Source organism: Leifsonia sp. NPDC058194 (assembly GCF_042883605.1).
In the GTDB taxonomy this organism is placed as follows: Bacteria; Actinomycetota; Actinomycetes; order Actinomycetales; family Microbacteriaceae; genus Leifsonia.
The window spans coordinates 373,167-389,493 of record NZ_JBHVVL010000001.1 but is presented as its reverse complement, the minus strand read 5'-3'; the positions used below and the strand labels follow the sequence as shown (position 1 = coordinate 389,493).

General features: G+C 65.8%; 17 protein-coding genes. 16 read left to right on the top strand and 1 reads right to left on the bottom strand.

The features are described from left to right. Nucleotides 1-36: 36 nt before the first annotated feature. Nucleotides 37-1,050, bottom strand: a complete 1,014-nt coding sequence (locus ACFVU2_RS01760) for an ROK family protein (RefSeq protein ID WP_387870215.1) — start codon at nt 1,048-1,050, stop codon at nt 37-39. 33 nt (nt 1,051-1,083) lie between these two features. Between ACFVU2_RS01760 and ACFVU2_RS01755 the strand changes: the two genes are divergently transcribed. The 16 genes from ACFVU2_RS01755 to ACFVU2_RS01680 all read left to right on the top strand — a co-directional run bounded on the left by ACFVU2_RS01755 (nt 1,084) and on the right by ACFVU2_RS01680 (nt 16,318). Continuing rightward, nucleotides 1,084-1,260 carry a hypothetical protein gene (locus ACFVU2_RS01755; RefSeq protein WP_387870213.1) on the top strand — a complete coding sequence of 59 codons (177 nt, stop codon included), beginning with the start codon at nt 1,084-1,086 and terminating at the stop codon, nt 1,258-1,260. A 249-nt stretch (nt 1,261-1,509) separates the two neighbouring features. Beyond that, nucleotides 1,510-2,604, top strand: coding sequence for a Gfo/Idh/MocA family protein (locus ACFVU2_RS01750; RefSeq protein ID WP_387870211.1), 1,095 nt, complete (start codon nt 1,510-1,512; stop codon nt 2,602-2,604). 31 nt (nt 2,605-2,635) lie between these two features. Then, nucleotides 2,636-3,634 carry a sugar phosphate isomerase/epimerase family protein gene (locus tag ACFVU2_RS01745; RefSeq protein WP_387870209.1) on the top strand — a complete coding sequence of 333 codons (999 nt, stop codon included), beginning with the start codon at nt 2,636-2,638 and terminating at the stop codon, nt 3,632-3,634. Nucleotides 3,635-3,655: 21 nt separating this feature from the next. Next, nucleotides 3,656-4,039 (top strand): DUF6379 domain-containing protein, encoded by a 384-nt coding sequence (locus ACFVU2_RS01740; RefSeq protein WP_387870208.1) that lies wholly within the window; start codon nt 3,656-3,658, stop codon nt 4,037-4,039. A 3-nt stretch (nt 4,040-4,042) separates the two neighbouring features. Then, nucleotides 4,043-5,584 (top strand): GMC oxidoreductase, encoded by a 1,542-nt coding sequence (locus tag ACFVU2_RS01735; RefSeq protein ID WP_387870206.1) that lies wholly within the window; start codon nt 4,043-4,045, stop codon nt 5,582-5,584. 22 nt (nt 5,585-5,606) lie between these two features. Then, entirely contained in the window at nt 5,607-6,014 is a 408-nt protein-coding gene (locus ACFVU2_RS01730) for a DUF6379 domain-containing protein (RefSeq protein ID WP_387870204.1), read from the top strand. Next, a complete protein-coding gene (locus ACFVU2_RS01725; RefSeq protein WP_387870202.1) occupies nt 6,011-7,102 on the top strand; it encodes a sugar phosphate isomerase/epimerase family protein in 1,092 nt (363 codons plus the stop codon). Before ACFVU2_RS01730 ends, ACFVU2_RS01725 begins: the two co-directional genes overlap by 4 nt. Beyond that, a complete protein-coding gene (locus ACFVU2_RS01720; RefSeq protein ID WP_387870200.1) occupies nt 7,099-8,121 on the top strand; it encodes a sugar phosphate isomerase/epimerase family protein in 1,023 nt (340 codons plus the stop codon). The genes ACFVU2_RS01725 and ACFVU2_RS01720 overlap by 4 nt, the downstream gene beginning before the upstream one ends. Before the next feature lies 1 nt (nt 8,122). Continuing rightward, nucleotides 8,123-9,037 carry an NADP-dependent oxidoreductase gene (locus ACFVU2_RS01715; RefSeq protein WP_387870198.1) on the top strand — a complete coding sequence of 305 codons (915 nt, stop codon included), beginning with the start codon at nt 8,123-8,125 and terminating at the stop codon, nt 9,035-9,037. Between the two features lie 67 nt (nt 9,038-9,104). Beyond that, entirely contained in the window at nt 9,105-9,674 is a 570-nt protein-coding gene (locus tag ACFVU2_RS01710) for an NADPH-dependent FMN reductase (protein WP_387870197.1), read from the top strand. Nucleotides 9,675-9,721: 47 nt separating this feature from the next. Beyond that, nucleotides 9,722-11,005, top strand: coding sequence for an ROK family protein (locus tag ACFVU2_RS01705; RefSeq protein ID WP_387870195.1), 1,284 nt, complete (start codon nt 9,722-9,724; stop codon nt 11,003-11,005). A gap of 158 nt (nt 11,006-11,163) precedes the next feature. Then, nucleotides 11,164-12,105, top strand: a complete 942-nt coding sequence (locus tag ACFVU2_RS01700) for a carbohydrate ABC transporter permease (protein WP_387870193.1) — start codon at nt 11,164-11,166, stop codon at nt 12,103-12,105. Beyond that, entirely contained in the window at nt 12,105-12,947 is an 843-nt protein-coding gene (locus ACFVU2_RS01695; protein ID WP_387870191.1) for a carbohydrate ABC transporter permease, read from the top strand. The genes ACFVU2_RS01700 and ACFVU2_RS01695 overlap by 1 nt, the downstream gene beginning before the upstream one ends. A gap of 49 nt (nt 12,948-12,996) precedes the next feature. Next, on the top strand, nt 12,997-14,277 hold the full coding sequence (locus ACFVU2_RS01690) for an ABC transporter substrate-binding protein (RefSeq protein ID WP_387870190.1): 1,281 nt from the start codon (nt 12,997-12,999) through the stop codon (nt 14,275-14,277). An 89-nt stretch (nt 14,278-14,366) separates the two neighbouring features. Next, nucleotides 14,367-15,503: a Gfo/Idh/MocA family protein gene (locus ACFVU2_RS01685; protein WP_387870188.1), complete on the top strand. Its 1,137-nt coding sequence runs from the start codon at nt 14,367-14,369 to the stop codon at nt 15,501-15,503. 11 nt (nt 15,504-15,514) lie between these two features. Beyond that, nucleotides 15,515-16,318: a sugar phosphate isomerase/epimerase family protein gene (locus ACFVU2_RS01680; protein ID WP_387870187.1), complete on the top strand. Its 804-nt coding sequence runs from the start codon at nt 15,515-15,517 to the stop codon at nt 16,316-16,318. Nucleotides 16,319-16,327 lie beyond the last annotated feature (9 nt).

The window sequence follows — 16,327 nt, the reverse complement described above, 5'->3', positions numbered from 1 at the left end:
CAGCGCGGTCCGCCCTTCTCGGCGCTGGAAGCGGGTTCAGACGTAGAAAGCGGCGCGCGGTGCGCGTGCCGGGCTTCCTTCCGAGATCCAGCTCTGTAGACGGGATATCTCGAAGACCTGCTCGAGTGCGAGCTGAGCCGCACCGACAAGGGACTCCGAGTGCTCCAGCGATGCCGGAATGATCTGCAGATTACGCGTCGCGAGCGGCAGCGAACGACGGTAGACCGTCTGGCGCACGGCAGCGAGGAACTGGTCCCCTGTTTCGGCGATCGTTCCTCCGATCGCCACGAAAGACGGATTGAAGAAGCTGACCATGCTCGCAACGTTCTCACCAACCCAGCGCCCCGACTTGGCCACGAGCTCGGTGCACACAGGGTCGCCCGCGCGGGCGCCGTCGGCGACGTCGATCGGGAGGATCGTGCCCTTTTCGGTCAATCGCTCGGCGAGGAAGAGGCTGCGGCCCTCGCTCGCCTCCAGTTGAGCGTCACGCGCGAGCGCCCAGCCGCCGGCAATCGCCTCGAGGCAGCCGGTCTGGCCGCACCGGCAGACGACGTCCGGCGCCTCGGTGACGATGATGTGGCCGACATCGCCGGCACCGCCGTTGGCGCCGCGGTGCACGTGGCCGCTGGAGATCAGGCCGGCGCCGATTCCCGTGCCGACCTTCACGAAGAGGAGGTCCTCCGCGCCTTCGACCGGTGAGTGGGTGAACTCGCCGATCGCCATGAGATTCACGTCGTTGTCCACCCAGACCGGCGCGTCGTAGCGGTCCTCGAACCACCCGCGAATATCGAAACCGTTCCAGCCTGGCATGATCGGCGGAGAGACAGGACGGGCGGTCGCGAAGTCGACGGGGCCGGGAACCCCGATCGTCACTCCCCAGATCTCCGCACCGACGTGGGCGGTCAGCATCTCGTCGAGGATCTTCGACGCGTGATTCAGAGAGGCGACAGGGCCGGCGGCGATGTCCCATGACTCGTGGTGAGTGGTGAGCAGCCGCCCGTTCAAATCGGCGATCCCGACGCCGATGTTGAGGGCGCCGAAGACCGCCACCAGGAAGAACCCGCGGTCGGCGCGGAAGTTCAGATGCCGCGGCGCGCGACCGCCGCTCGACGGGCCGAGGTCGCCATCGGCGAGAAGGCCGAGCTCGATGGCCTGCTCCACACGCTGCGTGACGATGCTACGGCCGAGTACGGCTTCGCGCGCGAGCTCGGGTCGCGTCGTCGCCGCGCCCGTGCGCACCAGGTCGACGATGCGGGCTAGCGACTCGACCTGATCCAGGGTGACGAGGCTCGGGGCCTCGACCTCAGTGCTCGTCATCGTGCTGGTCCTTTCGTCACCCCGATGCATTCCACGCTATATGTCGATCGCTCGTTGACATATGTCGCTCGCCAACATTAGTATTGCGGAAAGCGAGAAAAGTGTTGCTCGATTTGTTGATAGATGAATTGTAAACCCGTTCTCTCGCGCAAAGTGGCGCACGCGCACAGCGATGTCGTGAAGGGAACAGTCATGCCAGAACAGCTCCGCTCCGGGATTCTGGGCACCGGCTTCATGGGTTCTGTCCATGCTCAAGCCGTGCTTTCCAACGGGGGAGTCGTCGCTGCCATTCTCGGATCGAGCACCGCATCAAGCGAGCGCGGGGCACAGATGTATCCCGGTGCGCGAGCGGTCTCCTCCATCGATGAGATGGTGGCCGCTGGCGTCGACGTCATCCACGTCTGCACCCCGAACGCGCTGCACAGAGAGCAGGCGGAGGCCGCGATCGCGGCCGGGGTCCCGGTGATCTGCGAGAAGCCGCTCGCCACATCGTCGTCTGACGCACGTGCGCTGGTCGAGAGCGCGGCGGCCAAGGATCTCCTCACGGCCATCCCCTTCGTCTACCGCTACTACCCGATGGTCCTCGACATCCGCGAGCGGATCGCTACGCGAGACGGAGGCGGTCTGTGGCTGCTGCACGGCAGCTACCTCCAGGACTGGCTCTCCGACAGCGCAGCGACCAACTGGCGCGTCGAGCCGGGCAGGGGTGGCGCGAGCCGAGCCTTCGGTGACATCGGCGTCCACTGGTGCGACCTGATGGAGTTCGTCACCGGCCAGCGGATCGTCCGTGTCCACGCCGCACTTGGTCGAGCGTTCGAGCGCCAGGGTGGGCAGGCCCAGAATGCCACCGAGGACGGCGGCGTGATCTCCTTCGAGACCGACGGCGGCGCGATGGGATCCCTCGTCATCAGCCAGGCGAGCGCCGGCCGCCGCAATCGCCTCTGGTTCTCCTTCGACGGGCCAGAGGAATCGTACTCGTTCGACCAGGAGGCTCCGGAGACCGCGTGGATCGGACGCGCAGGAGCAAACCTGCTGGTATCGCGCGACCCGTCTGTGCAGAGCGGCGACGCGTCACGCGCGAATGCACTGCCGGGCGGACACCCGCAGGGGTACCAGACCTGTTTCAACGATCTCGTCGGTGACGTCTACGCCGCGATTCGCGGCCAGGGGCGATCCGACGTCCTCCCGTCGTTCGCCGACGGGCTCCGAGCAGCACACATCACGGAGGCGGTGGTCGCGTCTTCCCGGACGCGCACGTGGGTCGATGTCGACCGCCACACGAACTGATCTCTCCACAACCAATAGGAAGGACGACCGGATGGTCCAGCACAACATCAAGCGGGGTGTGAGCCTCTACTCCTACCAGGAGGAGATCTTCCTGGGGAAGCTCGATCTCGAGAGCGCGATCGCCGCTTCTGCATCGTTCGGCGCCCGAGGCATCGAGATCATCCCGGAGCAGTCGTACGACAATTTCCCGAACCTCACGGATCAGCAGATCGCCGAGTGGTTCGGCCTCCACGAGAAGTACGGGACGACGCCGACCGCGTACGACATGTTCATCGACCTGAAGCGTCGCAAGGATCGCCTGATGACCATCGACGAGGGCGTCGAGTCGTTGGTGCGCGACATCAAGCTGGCGAACAAGCTGGGGTGCAAAGTCATCCGCGTCATCATCAATACTCCGCCGGAGGTCTTCGAGAAGGCTGCTCCGTACGCGGAGGAATACGACGTCAAGCTCGCCGTCGAGATCCACTCGCCCATGCGCTACGACCAGCGATGGGTGCTTCCCTTCATCGATGTGATCCACAAGGTCGACAACGGCTACCTCGGACTCCTTCCCGACATGGGCACGTTCGTCAGGAAGTTCCCCCGGATCCAGATCGAGCGGGCATTGCGTGACGGTGCGACCCCGAAGCTCGTCGACAAGATCGTGAAGGTCTACAACGATCACGAGGCCACCGACCTCCAGGTGCTACCGGTGGAGATCAACTGGGCGGGTGGCAATCCTGCCGACCTCGCCCTCGCCAACGCCGCGTGCATGTACAACTGGGTCGATCCGAAGACGATGCTGCCGCACATGCCGTACCTCTTCCACATCCAGGCGAAGTTCTACGAGATGCTCGACGACGAGACGGAGTACTCGATCCCGTACGACGAGATCATCCCCGTTCTCATCGAGGGCGGTTACAACGGCTACCTCTCCAGCGAGTACGAGGGGAACCGTCACATCCAGGACATCCACGAGGTCGACAGCGTCGAACAGGTCCGACGCCAGCACGCCATGTTCGCCAAGCTCCTCGGCGAGACCCAAGCCTGAGCCGGAAGGAAAACGCAGACAATGTTCGACAAGTACATCCTGGTGGACGACACCCTTCGCAACGTCGAGACGGACGGCTCCGTCACCGGCTATGCGGTGGACACGCGCATCGCTTATTACCGCGGCCTCGGCCTGTCGATGGTCGATGTGGCCCTCACCGTGGACGGTGTGGCCGTTCCCACCGAGGAGATCACCTTCACAGTCCACGGCAACAGCTACCGCGCCGACCAGATGGGCGAGATCTTCGACGACCGCTGGGGATTCACCGAGCCCGCGACCCTGTCGGTCGCGGTGGCCGGGGGACTGGCACCGGGCGAGCACACGGTGACATTCACTGAGTGGCTCCGCGTCTCGTATTCCGGCACCCACCCGACCACCCTCACCAAGACCTATTCGGTGGCCTGAACTATGCCGGAGAGGGAATCGGTCGACGTCCTGATCGTCGGCAGCGGTCCGATCGGGAGCGCGTACGCCCGGACGATCCGCGACCTCGATCCGACACTGTCCGTCCTTATGGTCGAGGCCGGGCCCCAGATCGCGACCCCGGCCGGTCGGCATGTCAAGACCATCGTCGACAAGGACGAGTTCGAGACGGCGCAGATCGCCGCCCAGGGGCCGGATCAGTACCGGTACGGCGCGGGCGGCGGAAGCTCGCGCACGTCCGAGGACGCCCCGGTCGTCGCCCGCCCCGGGACGTTTCTGCTCGGCGCCACCGCCAGGCTCCCCGGCGAGGACGGAATGCCCGGTGCCGCGATGTCGGCCAACGTCGGCGGCATGGGTTCCCACTGGACATGCGCGTGCCCGCCTCCCGGTGACGGTGAGCGCATCGACCTCATTCCCAGGGACGAGTTCGATGAGCTGTTCGCGGCGGGCTGGGAGCTGCTCCATGTGACCCAGGACGCCTTCCGGGACACTCCGCTCGGCGATGAGGTGCGCGCCCTGCTGGGCGAGCAGCTGAACGCCGGGCGTCCGGCGGATCGCATCGTGCAACCGATGCCCCTCGGCATCACCGTCGACGGCAACGGCGATCGCTACTGGACGGGACCCGACGTCATCCTCGGCGACCTGGCAACGGGGACCCATGACGGGTTCGAGCTGCGCAGTGAGACGCTCGCCTCACGGCTGCTCAGAGACGGCACCACCGTCACGGGCGCCGTAATGAAGGACAGAGCGACGGGAGAGACCTATGAGGTCGCCGCCCGGATCGTCGTCGTCGCCGGTGATGCCCTGCGCACCCCGCAGCTGTTGTGGGCGTCGGGCATCCGTCCGGAGGCGCTCGGCCGTTACCTCAATGATCACCCGCAGGTTCTGGGCGTCCTCCAGCTCGACGACAGGTTCATCCCGACGGGCGACCGGCCGGCTAAGACGGCCGCAGGCACGGTCGACCCGCTGAGCGGTGTCAGCTGGATCCCGTACGACCGTGAGACCTTCCCCTTCCACGGGCAGATCGTCCAGATGGATGCGTCCCCGGTGCCGATCGAAGGGGTCACCGAGCCGTGGCCCGGCTCCATCGTCGGCCTCGGGTTCTTCTGTACGAAGGACATTCAGGCGAGCGACCGGGTCGAGTTCAGCTCGACCGAGGTCGACTACTTCGGCATGCCGCAGATCAGCATCCACTACACGCTCACTGAGACGGACCGGCGCACGCTCACCGCGGCCTCGGCCAGGATCACCGAGCTCGCGAACGCTCTCGGACGGCTCGTCGACGACCGGCCTCCGATCGTGATGCCGGCGGGCAGCTCGTTGCACTACATGGGCACGACCCGTATGGGTACGGCCGATGACGGGACCAGCGTCTGTGACACGGACAGCAAGGTCTGGGGCACCAGCAACCTCTTCGTCGGCGGAAACGGTGTCATCCCAACCGCCACCGCCTGCAACCCCACCGCGACCAGCGTCGCCCTCGCCGTCCGCGGCGCTCGACGCATCGTCGACCTCCTCCGCGATTAGCGGACACGAAAGGACAGAACACATGCTCCCTGACCGGATCATCGAGCAGGGGACGCTCGAGAAGCGCGGCGCACGCGCCGCCATCTCCGTCCGTATCCCCTGGTACCGCGCTCTCCCGCTCTCATCGATCACCGGCGTCGAGTTCGCCATCGACGGACACGACATCGAGCGTGATTCCCTCACCTGGACGGTGAACGGCACCACCTACACGCTCGACGAGCTGCCTCCACGGTTCGACGAATGGTGGTACGTACTCGACTCGGCCGTCATCGAGGGCGATTGGCCCGAGGCAGTCGCTGTCAAGGGCGAGCACACGGTGCGCGCCAAGGTCGGCCTCTACATCCCATACCTGCCTGCCGGGCCCGGCTTCATCGCCATCGGCGAGCAGGACATCAAGACCATGCCGGTCAAGGAAGGCGTTACCGCATGAGCACCCTGACCGCACTGGGCACGCCGATCCAGGGAGTGACCCTCTACTCGTTCACACGTTTGTTCCACTCGCGGAAGCTGGCCTTCGACGAGCTCATCCGCGAAGTCGCCCGCCGAGGTCTCGGTCCGGGGCTCGAGATCGTCGGATTCCAGAGCATCCGGAACTTCCCGAACGTGAGCGACGAGTTCGCCTCGAGCTTCCGCTCGCTGATCGACGAGGTGGGCCTGATCCCCACGGCACTCGGAGCGAACGCCGACGCCGGCCTGCGCCGTGACCGCCGCCTGACGAACGACGAACTGGTCGAGTACATGACCGCGCAGATCCTCGCCGCGAAGAAGCTCGGCTTCCGCATCGTGCGCGTGCAATTCTCGGTCACGCCCGACGACATGGAGCGACTGCTCCCCATCGCCGAACGCGAGGATATCGCTCTCGGAATGGAACTCCACGCCCCGCACTCCGTGCACCACCCCGTCATGCAGGCGCTTCTCGAGCGCTACGAGAAGCTGGGCTCCCCGCTGCTCGGCTTCATCCCGGACTGGGGGTCCACGATGGATCGGATGCCGCGCACGCTGATCCAGAAGTACCGTGACCGTGGTGTCAAGCCCGAGCTCGTGGACGCCGTCGACGACTTCTGGAACACCCTGCACTCTCAGGGTGCCCAGCTCGACGACGTCAAGGCGCACGAGTACTTCGGCGAGATCGTCGAGCTCGCGCACAGCCACGGCGAGAACGATCTGGCCATCGAACTCGCGGTCAACGCCACCGAGCTGTTCGGCCACGGAAGCCCGGAGGAGTGGGCCGAGATCCTGCCCTGGGCGGTGCATACCCACGGCAAGTTCTACGAACTCGACGCGGACGGCAACGAGACCGCGGTGCCGATCCCCAAGATCCTCGAGGTCTTCGTCGAGAACGGCTATTCGAAGACCATCTCCACCGAGTGGGAGGGGTTCCACTGGAACAACACCTCCGACCCGTTCGACATGATCGCCGGACAGCAGGCGCTCGTGCGTCGAACGGTCGACCGTCTCGGTTCGCACGTCGTCACCGACGCCGCCGAGGCCCGCGAACTGACGGGATTCGACAAGTGACCGAACTGAAGAGCACGCACCCGGTCACGCTGTTCACCGGCCAGTGGGCCGATCTGACGCTGGAGGAGGTGGCGAAGCTCGCGAGCGAGTGGGGTTACGACGGCCTCGAGATCGCGGCGTCGGGGGAGCACCTGGATGTGTGGCGGGCCGCGGAGGACGACGCGTACCTGCAGGGCCGCCTCGACATCCTGGACAAGTACGGCCTGAAGGTGTGGGCGATCTCCAACCACCTCAAGGGCCAGGCGGTCTGCGACGACCCGATCGACTTCCGCCACCAGGCGATCGTCGGCTCGAAGGTGTGGGGCGACGGCGACCCGGAGGGTGTGCGCCAGCGCGCGGCCGAGGAGCTGAAGCTGACGGCGAAGGTCGCGCGCAAGCTGGGCGTGGACACGGTCGTCGGGTTCACGGGATCGAAGATCTGGCCGTACGTGGCGCAGTTCCCGCCGGTTCCCGCCTCCGTCATCGACGCCGGGTACCAGGACTTCGCCGACCGCTGGAACCCGATCCTCGACGTCTTCGACGGCGAGGGCGTGCGGTTCGCGCACGAGGTGCACCCGTCGGAGATCGCGTACGACTACTGGTCGTCGGTGCGGTCGCTGGAGGCCATCGACCACCGGACGGCGTTCGGCTTCAACTGGGACCCGTCGCACATGATGTGGCAGGACATCGACCCGGTCGGCTTCATCGTCGACTTCCAGGACCGCATCTACCACGTGGACTGCAAGGACACGCGCCTGCGCCCGCGCAACGGCCGCGCCGGCGTGCTGGGTTCGCACCTGCCCTGGGGCGACCCGCGCCGCGGCTGGGACTTCGTCTCCACCGGGCACGGGGATGTGCCGTGGGAGGACTCCTTCCGCGCCCTCGAATCCATCGGCTACACCGGCCCGATCTCGATCGAGTGGGAGGACGCCGGCATGGACCGCCTGCACGGCGCGAAAGAGGCCGTCGGCTACATCCGCTCGCTGCTCTGGAAGACCCCCACGGCGTCCTTCGACGCCGCGTTCAGCAACCAGGACTGAGATGAAAGCCGTCCAGTTCTCCCGCTACGGCGGGACCGCGGTGCTCGAGACCGTGCGGCTCCCGACGCCGAAGCCCGGCCCCGGACAGCTGCTGGTCCGTGTGGTCGCGACCGGAGTGAACCCCGTCGACTTCCTCGTTCGCCGTGGGCTTCGCCAGGAGATCTTCCGGATCACGTTTCCGAGCGGTACCGGCAGCGACTTCGCCGGGGTCGTCGACGCGGTGGGGGCCGAGGTGGCCGACATCCGTCCCGGAGACGAGGTCTTCGGCAGCACGGCGTTCGCCGCACTCGCCGAATACGTCCTCGTCGATCGGAGCCAAGTCGCAGCCAAGCCGGGAGCACTCCCGTGGAGCGTCGCCGGGTCGCTCGCCGTCGCCGGCTCCACCGCCTACGATGCGCTGGCGTCGCAATCCGTCACCGCGGCCGACACGGCTCTCGTGTCGGCCGCGAACGGGGGAGTGGGAGTCATCCTCGCCCAGCTAGCCAGGCGGACGGGTGCCACCGTCATCGGTACGGCCAGCACACGGAACCATCCCTTTCTTCACAGTGTCGGGATCATCCCGGTCGCTTACGGTGAGGGAGGGGTCGACCGGATCCGCAACGCTGCGGGGAGTGGGATCACGGTGGCTTTCGACCAGTGGGGCGACGAGACGATCGAACAGGCGATCGAACTCGGGGTTCCCCGCGAACGGATCAACACCGTCGCCACCGATCCGACGAAGTATGGAGTTCGGAGGGTGGGACGTCAGGGCATGCACCCGCAGACGCTCGCTCTGCTGGCGGACCTGGTCGTCACCGGGGGGCTCGTGCTCCCTGAACCCGAGGTCTTCCCCTTCGAAGAGTATCGGTCGGCGATCGCGCGGGCGGAGACGCGGCACGCGCCGGCCCGCGTCGTGATTCAGGGGGGATCACTGTGATGAGCGGAACGATAGCGACCATCATGGGGGTCCTCCGAGGGTGCGAAGCACAGGAAAGGAGCAACGCATGATCCGCATCGGTGTCGTGCTCGGGTCCACGCGTCCCGGCCGCAGGGGGAAAGATGTTGCCGATTGGGTGATGCGCCGTACCGAGGGCCGTCAGGACGCGGTGTATGAGCTGATCGACTTGGCCGATCACCCGCTTCCCCACCTCGACGAGCCCAACCAGCCGTCGCTCGAGCTCTACACGAAACAGCACTCGCACGAGTGGTCGCAGGTGATCTCGCGCTTCGACGGCTTCGTGTTTGTCACCCCGGAGTACAACCACGCGGTCCCGGGCGTGCTCAAGAACGCGATCGACTTCCTCTACACGGAGTGGAACGACAAGGCGGCCGGGTTTGTTGGCTACGGGACGGTGGGCGCCGCGCGCGCGGTCGAACAGCTGCGACTCATCGCCGCGGGCGTCGACATGGCGACGGTGCGCGCGCAGGTCGCGCTCTCGCTCTTCACCGACTTCCGGGAACGGACCGCCTTCGATCCGGCGCCCTCAGCTGAACGCGCGCTCGACACTGTTCTCGATCGTGTCGTGGCGTGGTCCGGTGCACTCAAGTCGGTTCGGGAGGCGAGCGCATCATGAAGTCGACCGGGGTCCGCTCGGGTGCCAGAGCACGCGATAATGGCTCCATGCTGCAGAGTGAGGCGAACGCGACTCAAATCCGTGATGCCTCGCGTGTGGTCCGGATGATCCGGGACTCCGGTGGGGCGACGCGCCCAGCGCTCACGAACGAATTGGATATGGGGCGTGACGCCCTCAATCAGCGGCTCGCACAGCTGACCGCCGCGGGGCTCATTGTGGAAGGTGACACCGTTGCCTCGACTGGAGGTCGGGCGCCGCGCGAGTTCACCTTCAACACGAAGGGTGGTCTCGTTCTCGCGGCTTCGGCCGGGGTCACCAACTTCTCCGCAGCCATCACCGACCTGGATGGCGAGATCTACGCATCGGCCACCCGTGCCGTCGACGCTTCGCTCGGACCCCATGCGGCTCTGGATGCGATCATCGAAACGCTGCGTGACCTCCTCATCGACCCCGCGGTTCCCGATGCTCCGGCCTGGGGTCTGGGCATGAGTATCCCAGGACCAGTGGACTCGTCGCGCGGCATCCCGCTTCACCCCGTCGTCAGCCCGGGCTGGAACAAGTTCCCGGTCCGGCAGTATCTTGAGGACGCTCTCGGCATCCCGGTTTGGGTTGAGAACGATGTCGCCCTGCTCACACTCGGCGAGCTCCGCAAGGGTGCAGGGGCCGGACACCAGAACTTCCTTTTCGTGAAGATGGGGGCCGCGATCGGCGCAGGTCTCGTCTCCGGTGGCCGCCTATACAGAGGTGGGGACGGAGCTGCAGGGATGCTCGGGCACGTCAAGGTGTCGGATGATCCTCGGATCGTCTGCGTGTGCGGGCACATCGGCTGCCTAGGCTCGGTCGCCGGCGGCTTGGGCATCGCGCACCACGCCGCCGAGCTCGCAGCAGCGGGGCAGAGCGAGCACCTCGCGCAAGCCCTCGCCGAAAACGGTTCGATCACGTTCTTCGATGTGCTGGAGGGTGTCGAGCGCGGAGACAGCACGAGCTGGCGATTGCTCGCCGATGCGGGAACGACCTTGGGCGGAGCCGTCGCTGCCGTCGTGAACGTCTTCAATCCTTCGCTCATCATCCTGGGGGGCTCCATTCCTGTGCGGAGCGAACTCGTGGTCTCGCGCGTCAAAGAGGCGGTATACAACCAGAGCCTCCCGATCACGACGCACTCGCTGGTGATCCAGACCTCCGACCTCGAGGCGCGTGCGGGCATCGTCGGCGCTGCCAGTCTGGTCGTGGACGAGGTCCTCCAGCCGACCCTGCTCCGACGGTGGTTCACCACGGAAGGTCCGGCCTATCCCGCGCTGGAACGCGTCCGGGACGTCGCGGCGCGCGTCTGACCCGCTTGACTCTCCGCTCCGGAGACGTCCAGGCGCCGACTCGTCAGCCTCGTTTCTCAACTTCTGTGTAGATCCGATTGACTTATGCGGATATCCGCGTTACTTTTGTCGAAGCGAGTCAGAGAAATGTTCGCACTCGCGGATGGCAGAGAGGCCCCATGAACGACACCGAAGTCGCCGCTTCACCCACACGAGTGGCGCGAACCCCCGAGAAGCGGAAGCGCAAGTCCAAGGACGCGCTGCAAGCCTCATTGATCTGGGCGATTCCCGCGGTGGTCCTGACTCTCGGGATTCACTACGTCGCGGTCGGAGCAGGTGGCGTCTATGCGTTCACCGACTGGGACGGGATCTCCGCCTCGGCGAACTTCATCGGCTTCGACAACTTCGCAGAGATCTTCTCCGACCCGACCACGCGCGGCGCGCTGTTCAACACACTCCTCATCGCCGTCTGCTTCGTGATCGGCTCCAACGTCATCGGGCTCTCGCTCGCGGTGGCTCTGCACCGCCGGCTGAAGTCGCGCTTCGCACTGCGGGCATTCTTCTTCGCGCCGGTCGTTCTCAGCTCGCTGGCGGTGTCGTACATCTGGCAGTACATCTTCGACTACAGCGGTCCGCTCAACGGTTTCCTCGACTTCATCGGTCTGGGCAGCCTGAAACAGGCCTGGCTCGGCTCACCCACATTCGCCATCTGGACCATCATCATCGTCCTCATCTGGCAGTTCTCCGGGCAGACGATGGTCATCTACATCGCCGGTCTCGAGGCCATCCCTGACGAGCTCAACGAGGCAGCCTCGGTCGACGGCGCGTCGGGCTGGGCGCGATTCCGAAGTGTCACGTTCCCGCTCCTCGCACCGTCGCTGACGATCTCGCTCACGCTGACGCTCATCATCGGTTTGCGCGTGTTCGACCAGATCGTTGCGCTCACCGGCGGGGGACCGGTCGGTGCTTCCGAAAGCCTCACGACCGAGATCTACAAGCAGGCGTTCGTGAGCGGGCGGTTCGGCTACAGCTCGGCGACAGCCCTCATCCTCACTGTCCTCGTCCTCATCATCGCGCTCCTGCAGCTTCAGTTTCTGCAGTCGCGTGAAAGGAAGATCTGATGCGCACGCGTTTCGTCCGAGTCCTCTCGCAGTGGTGGCGGGAGCTGGCGATGATGCTCGTCGCGCTGCTCTGGTGGATCCCGTTCTACTTCCTGATCAACATCGCGCTGCGTCCGTCGTCCGAGCTGCTCGAGCCGGCCATCAAGCCGCCGAGTTCCCTCGACTTCAGCAACTTCGCTTCGGCTTGGCAGGGCACGGCGGGGCTTCCGATCAGCTCGTCCATGCTGAGCAGTCTCATCGTCACCGTCGCGTCAGTGCTGATTCTGATCGTGATCGGGTCCGCGTGCGCCTATACGATCTCTCGACGCCGGGGTGCGCTCGGCAACGTGCTGTACTTGATCTTCGCGATCGGGATCATCCTGCCCTTCCAGCTCGGCATCGTCCCGGTCTACTCGGCTTTCCGCGAATTGGGCTTGGTCGGAAACTTCGCCGGCATGATCCTGCTCGAAGTCGGACTCCAACTCCCGCTGGTCGTTTTCCTCTACACCGGGTTCGCACGCGCTCTACCGCGAGACTACGAAGAGGCGGCACGCATGGACGGGGCAAGCCAGCCACGCGTCTTCTTCTCGATCGTCTTCCCCCTGCTCCGCCCGATCACGGGTACGGTGGCCATCCTCGCGAGCATCAGCATCTGGAACGACTTCTTCAATCCGTTGATCTTCCTCGGCGGCACTGACAACGCCACGTTGCCCCTCGCCATCTATTCGTTCGTCGGCGAATTCACCTCCCAGTGGAACCTGATCTTCGCCGCCGTGATCATCGCCCTCATCCCCATGCTGGCGTTCTTCATCATCGCCCAGCGCCAGATGGTCAAAGGATTCGCCGGCGGCCTCAAAGGCTGACCGCGTCGAATGCACCCGCACCGCACAACCCACACCAAGGAGAGAGTCAATGTCGAACTCTAAGACCCGGCGACTGGCCGTCGCCGCAGTGATCGCAGCCGCTGCGCTGACGATGACCGCGTGCTCGGGCTCGCCGTCCTCGCAGTCGACCGCCGCGAACGGCGAACTTTCCGGCGCGCTGAAGATCGACTTCGGAGCCGGCTCACAGCAGGCCCCGATGGACGCGCTGATCAAGGCGTTCGAGCAGGAGCACCCGAAGGTCAAGATCAACGTCACCTACCTGCCGGCCAACTCGATCACACAGACGATCCTCACCCAGCTGCGAGGCGGCAACGGCCCCGACGTCTTCTACAGCAACGGCGGATCGGGCCAGACGACTTCGGTTCAGCCGCTCGCCAAGGCAGGGCAGCTCGCCTCCTTCGACTCCGCATGGACGAAGGACATCCCGAAGGCCGCGGAATCCTTGTACCTCTACAAGGACAAGGTCTATGGTCTCCCGCTGGCGCAGGTGGCGGTCGGAATCGTCTACAACTCGACCGTTTTCGACAGTCTCGGTATCCAGGTTCCGAAGACCGTCGACGACCTGCTCGACGCCTGCTCGGTCGCCAAGAAGGACGGCAAGTCGATCATGACCGTCGCCGCCGCCGCCGGTCAGAACCCGGGCGTGCTCGGGCAGTCGATCGCGGCGAGCTACGTCTACTCGAAGATCCCGGACTGGAACGCGCAGCGCGCCGCCGATAAGACCACCTTCGCCAAGACCCCCGAGTGGAAGCAGGCTCTCCAGGTCGTCACGAAGATGAATGACGCCGGCTGCTTCGTGCCCGGCGTGGCCGGCACTCAGACCAACCAGGCCTTCTCGCAGGTCGCGGAGACCAGCGCGCTCACGATGCCCGGCCCGGCCGGCGTCATCAACGCGGTGAAGGCGATCAGCGACAAGGACACGCTCGGCATCTTCCCGTTCCCCGGCACCTCCAGCGCCAACACCCGCGCCTTGGTGGGCTACACCGACGCGCTCGTGGTGAACGCGAAGAGCAAGAACCTCGCCGCGGCGAAGGCCTTCGTCGACTACGTGGGCGAGCCCGCCAACGCGAAGATCTATACCGACGCCGTGTCGGCGATCTCGCTGCAGGACTCGGCCAAGGGCGTCGTGCCGGAGGATCTGTCGAACTTCGGTCCCTACTTGAAGGATCAGAAGACCGTCTCCACTCCGAACCTCGAGTGGCCGAACGGTGACGTGTACAACGCCTTCATGACCGGCATCCAGGGTCTTCTGACCGGGCAGCAGACTCCCGAACAGGTCCTGGAATCCATGGACGCGGCCTGGAAGTAGGCCTCCGACGACCGGTGACCGGGTGGTCTCCTGACTGCACCACCCGGTCGCCGGTGCTTCACACCCACACAACGCAAGAGGAGAACAACGTGGCCGTGACCAACGGGCCCATCCGCGTCGGCGTCATCGGCGCCGGTGCGATCAGCGCCAGCTACCTGGAGAATCTGAAGTCCTTCCCGGACGTCGACGTCGTGATCGTCGGCGACCTCGACACCGACCGGTCGGCGGCGCGCGCTCAGGAGTTCGAGGTCCCGAAGAGTGGCACGGCCACCGATGTCATCGACAACGATGCCGTCGAGATCGTCGTCAACCTCACCATCCCTGCCGCTCACGCCGAGGTCTCGGCCGCCGCGCTGGAGGCCGGCAAGAACGTCTGGAGTGAGAAGCCCGTCGGGGTGACCCGGTCGGAGGGTGCGGCGCTCGTGAGGCTGGCGTCCGAGAAGGGTCTGCGGTTGGGCGTCGCACCCGATACCTTGCTCGGCCCAGGCATGCAGACCGTGCGCCGCATCATCGAGAGCGGGGCGATCGGCGTTCCGCTGTCGGCCCAGACCCTCTTCCAGACCCCGGGCCCGCAGCTGGGGCACCCCAACCCGGAATTCCTCTTCCAGCCGGGCGCCGGTCCACTGTTCGACTTCGGGCCGTACTACTTCACGGCCTTGGCCAACATCTTCGGGTCCTTCAGCCGGATCGCGGCGCACGGGGCGAAGTCCACCGACACCCGTGTGGTCGGTTCCGGCCCGCTCGCAGGCACCGAGTTCGCCGTCAACGTGCCGACGCACGTCGCAACGCTCGCCCAGTTCGAGGGCGGAGGGGTCGCGCAGAGCGTGCTCAGCTTCGACACGCAGCTTCAGCGGATGGGCTTCTTCGAGATCTACGGCAGCGAAGCGACCCTCTCCATCCCGGATCCGAACCGCTTCACCGGCCGCATCCGCCTCGCACACGCGCCCGATCCCGCGAACCGGTCGCTGGACCACGAAATCGTCTGGGAGGACATCGAACCGGAAGGCGCTCTGACCGCGCGCGGCCTCGGTGTGCTCGACCTCGGTCGGGCTATCCGCGAGGAACGCCCGCATGTGGCGACCGGAGAGCTGGGAACCCACGTGCTCGACGCGCTGGTCTCCGCCGAGGAGTCGATCGAGCGCGGCGAGTTCGTCGACATCGCGACGAGCATCGACCCCGTCCCGCTTCTCCCCGTCGGCTTCGATCCCTTCGCCCGTACCCTCTAGGAGGCATTCCCATGACTGCACAGACCGCTGTCCAGCTCTACGCGTTGAAGGGGCCTTGGGCCGAGGACCGTACCGGAACCCTCGCGCAGGTAGCCGCGCTCGGGATCGCCGGAGTCGAAGCAGCTGGCGTCGGCGAAGCGAACTCCTTCCGCTCGGAGCGACTCGAACGCGCCCGCCTGCTTCGTGAGCAGGTTGCGGATGCGGGGCTTGCCCTGACCGGTGTCCACACCATCCTGCCCACCATCGAGGAGAGCGACTGGCTCTTCGAGGAGGTCGTCGAGACCGGGGCACCGATCGCCATATCGTCCACGCCCGAGCGCGTCCTCGGATTCCCGCGCGACGTCTTCTCGAACCGTGATCGCCTCCTGCGTTTCGCCGATCGCTTCAACGCTCTCGCACAGGTCGCCGCCGGTCACGGCATCGGCATCGGTTACCACAACCACTGGTTCGAGTGGGAAGACCTGGGCGGAACGCCCGCATTCGACGTCTTCGTGAACGCGCTCGACCCGTCCATCGCTCTCGAGATCGATCTGTTCTGGGCCCAGAGCGCCGGCCAGGATCTCGGCCCGCTTCTCACGAAGTGGCGTGACCGTGTCCGTTACGTTCACGTGAAGGACGGCGACGGCGTCCTGGGAGCGCCTCAGGTCGCTGCTGGCACGGGTGGCATCGACCTCGAATCCGCACTTGTGGCGGGCGATGGATCGATCGAGTGGGAGATCCTCGAACTCGACGTCATCGCCGATGACGCTGACATCTGGGATGTGGTCGGCGACGGTGCCCGATGGTTGACCCGCCGCCGACGCGCCGCGGAATGAACCGCGACT

What these genes read in the sequence shown, in the direction of transcription:
- ACFVU2_RS01705 (WP_387870195.1), top strand. Translation starts at nt 9,722, where the DNA reads ATGCTGCAGAGTGAGGCGAACGCGACTCAAATCCGTGATGCCTCGCGT.
- ACFVU2_RS01710 (WP_387870197.1), top strand. Translation starts at nt 9,105, where the DNA reads ATGATCCGCATCGGTGTCGTGCTCGGGTCCACGCGTCCCGGCCGCAGG.
- ACFVU2_RS01755 (WP_387870213.1), top strand. Translation starts at nt 1,084, where the DNA reads ATGCCGCGGCGCGCGACCGCCGCTCGACGGGCCGAGGTCGCCATCGGC.
- ACFVU2_RS01745 (WP_387870209.1), top strand. Translation starts at nt 2,636, where the DNA reads ATGGTCCAGCACAACATCAAGCGGGGTGTGAGCCTCTACTCCTACCAG.
- ACFVU2_RS01715 (WP_387870198.1), top strand. Translation starts at nt 8,123, where the DNA reads ATGAAAGCCGTCCAGTTCTCCCGCTACGGCGGGACCGCGGTGCTCGAG.
- ACFVU2_RS01680 (WP_387870187.1), top strand. Translation starts at nt 15,515, where the DNA reads ATGACTGCACAGACCGCTGTCCAGCTCTACGCGTTGAAGGGGCCTTGG.
- ACFVU2_RS01695 (WP_387870191.1), top strand. Translation starts at nt 12,105, where the DNA reads ATGCGCACGCGTTTCGTCCGAGTCCTCTCGCAGTGGTGGCGGGAGCTG.
- ACFVU2_RS01690 (WP_387870190.1), top strand. Translation starts at nt 12,997, where the DNA reads ATGTCGAACTCTAAGACCCGGCGACTGGCCGTCGCCGCAGTGATCGCA.
- ACFVU2_RS01735 (WP_387870206.1), top strand. Translation starts at nt 4,043, where the DNA reads ATGCCGGAGAGGGAATCGGTCGACGTCCTGATCGTCGGCAGCGGTCCG.
- ACFVU2_RS01725 (WP_387870202.1), top strand. Translation starts at nt 6,011, where the DNA reads ATGAGCACCCTGACCGCACTGGGCACGCCGATCCAGGGAGTGACCCTC.
- ACFVU2_RS01750 (WP_387870211.1), top strand. Translation starts at nt 1,510, where the DNA reads ATGCCAGAACAGCTCCGCTCCGGGATTCTGGGCACCGGCTTCATGGGT.
- ACFVU2_RS01700 (WP_387870193.1), top strand. Translation starts at nt 11,164, where the DNA reads ATGAACGACACCGAAGTCGCCGCTTCACCCACACGAGTGGCGCGAACC.
- ACFVU2_RS01730 (WP_387870204.1), top strand. Translation starts at nt 5,607, where the DNA reads ATGCTCCCTGACCGGATCATCGAGCAGGGGACGCTCGAGAAGCGCGGC.
- ACFVU2_RS01740 (WP_387870208.1), top strand. Translation starts at nt 3,656, where the DNA reads ATGTTCGACAAGTACATCCTGGTGGACGACACCCTTCGCAACGTCGAG.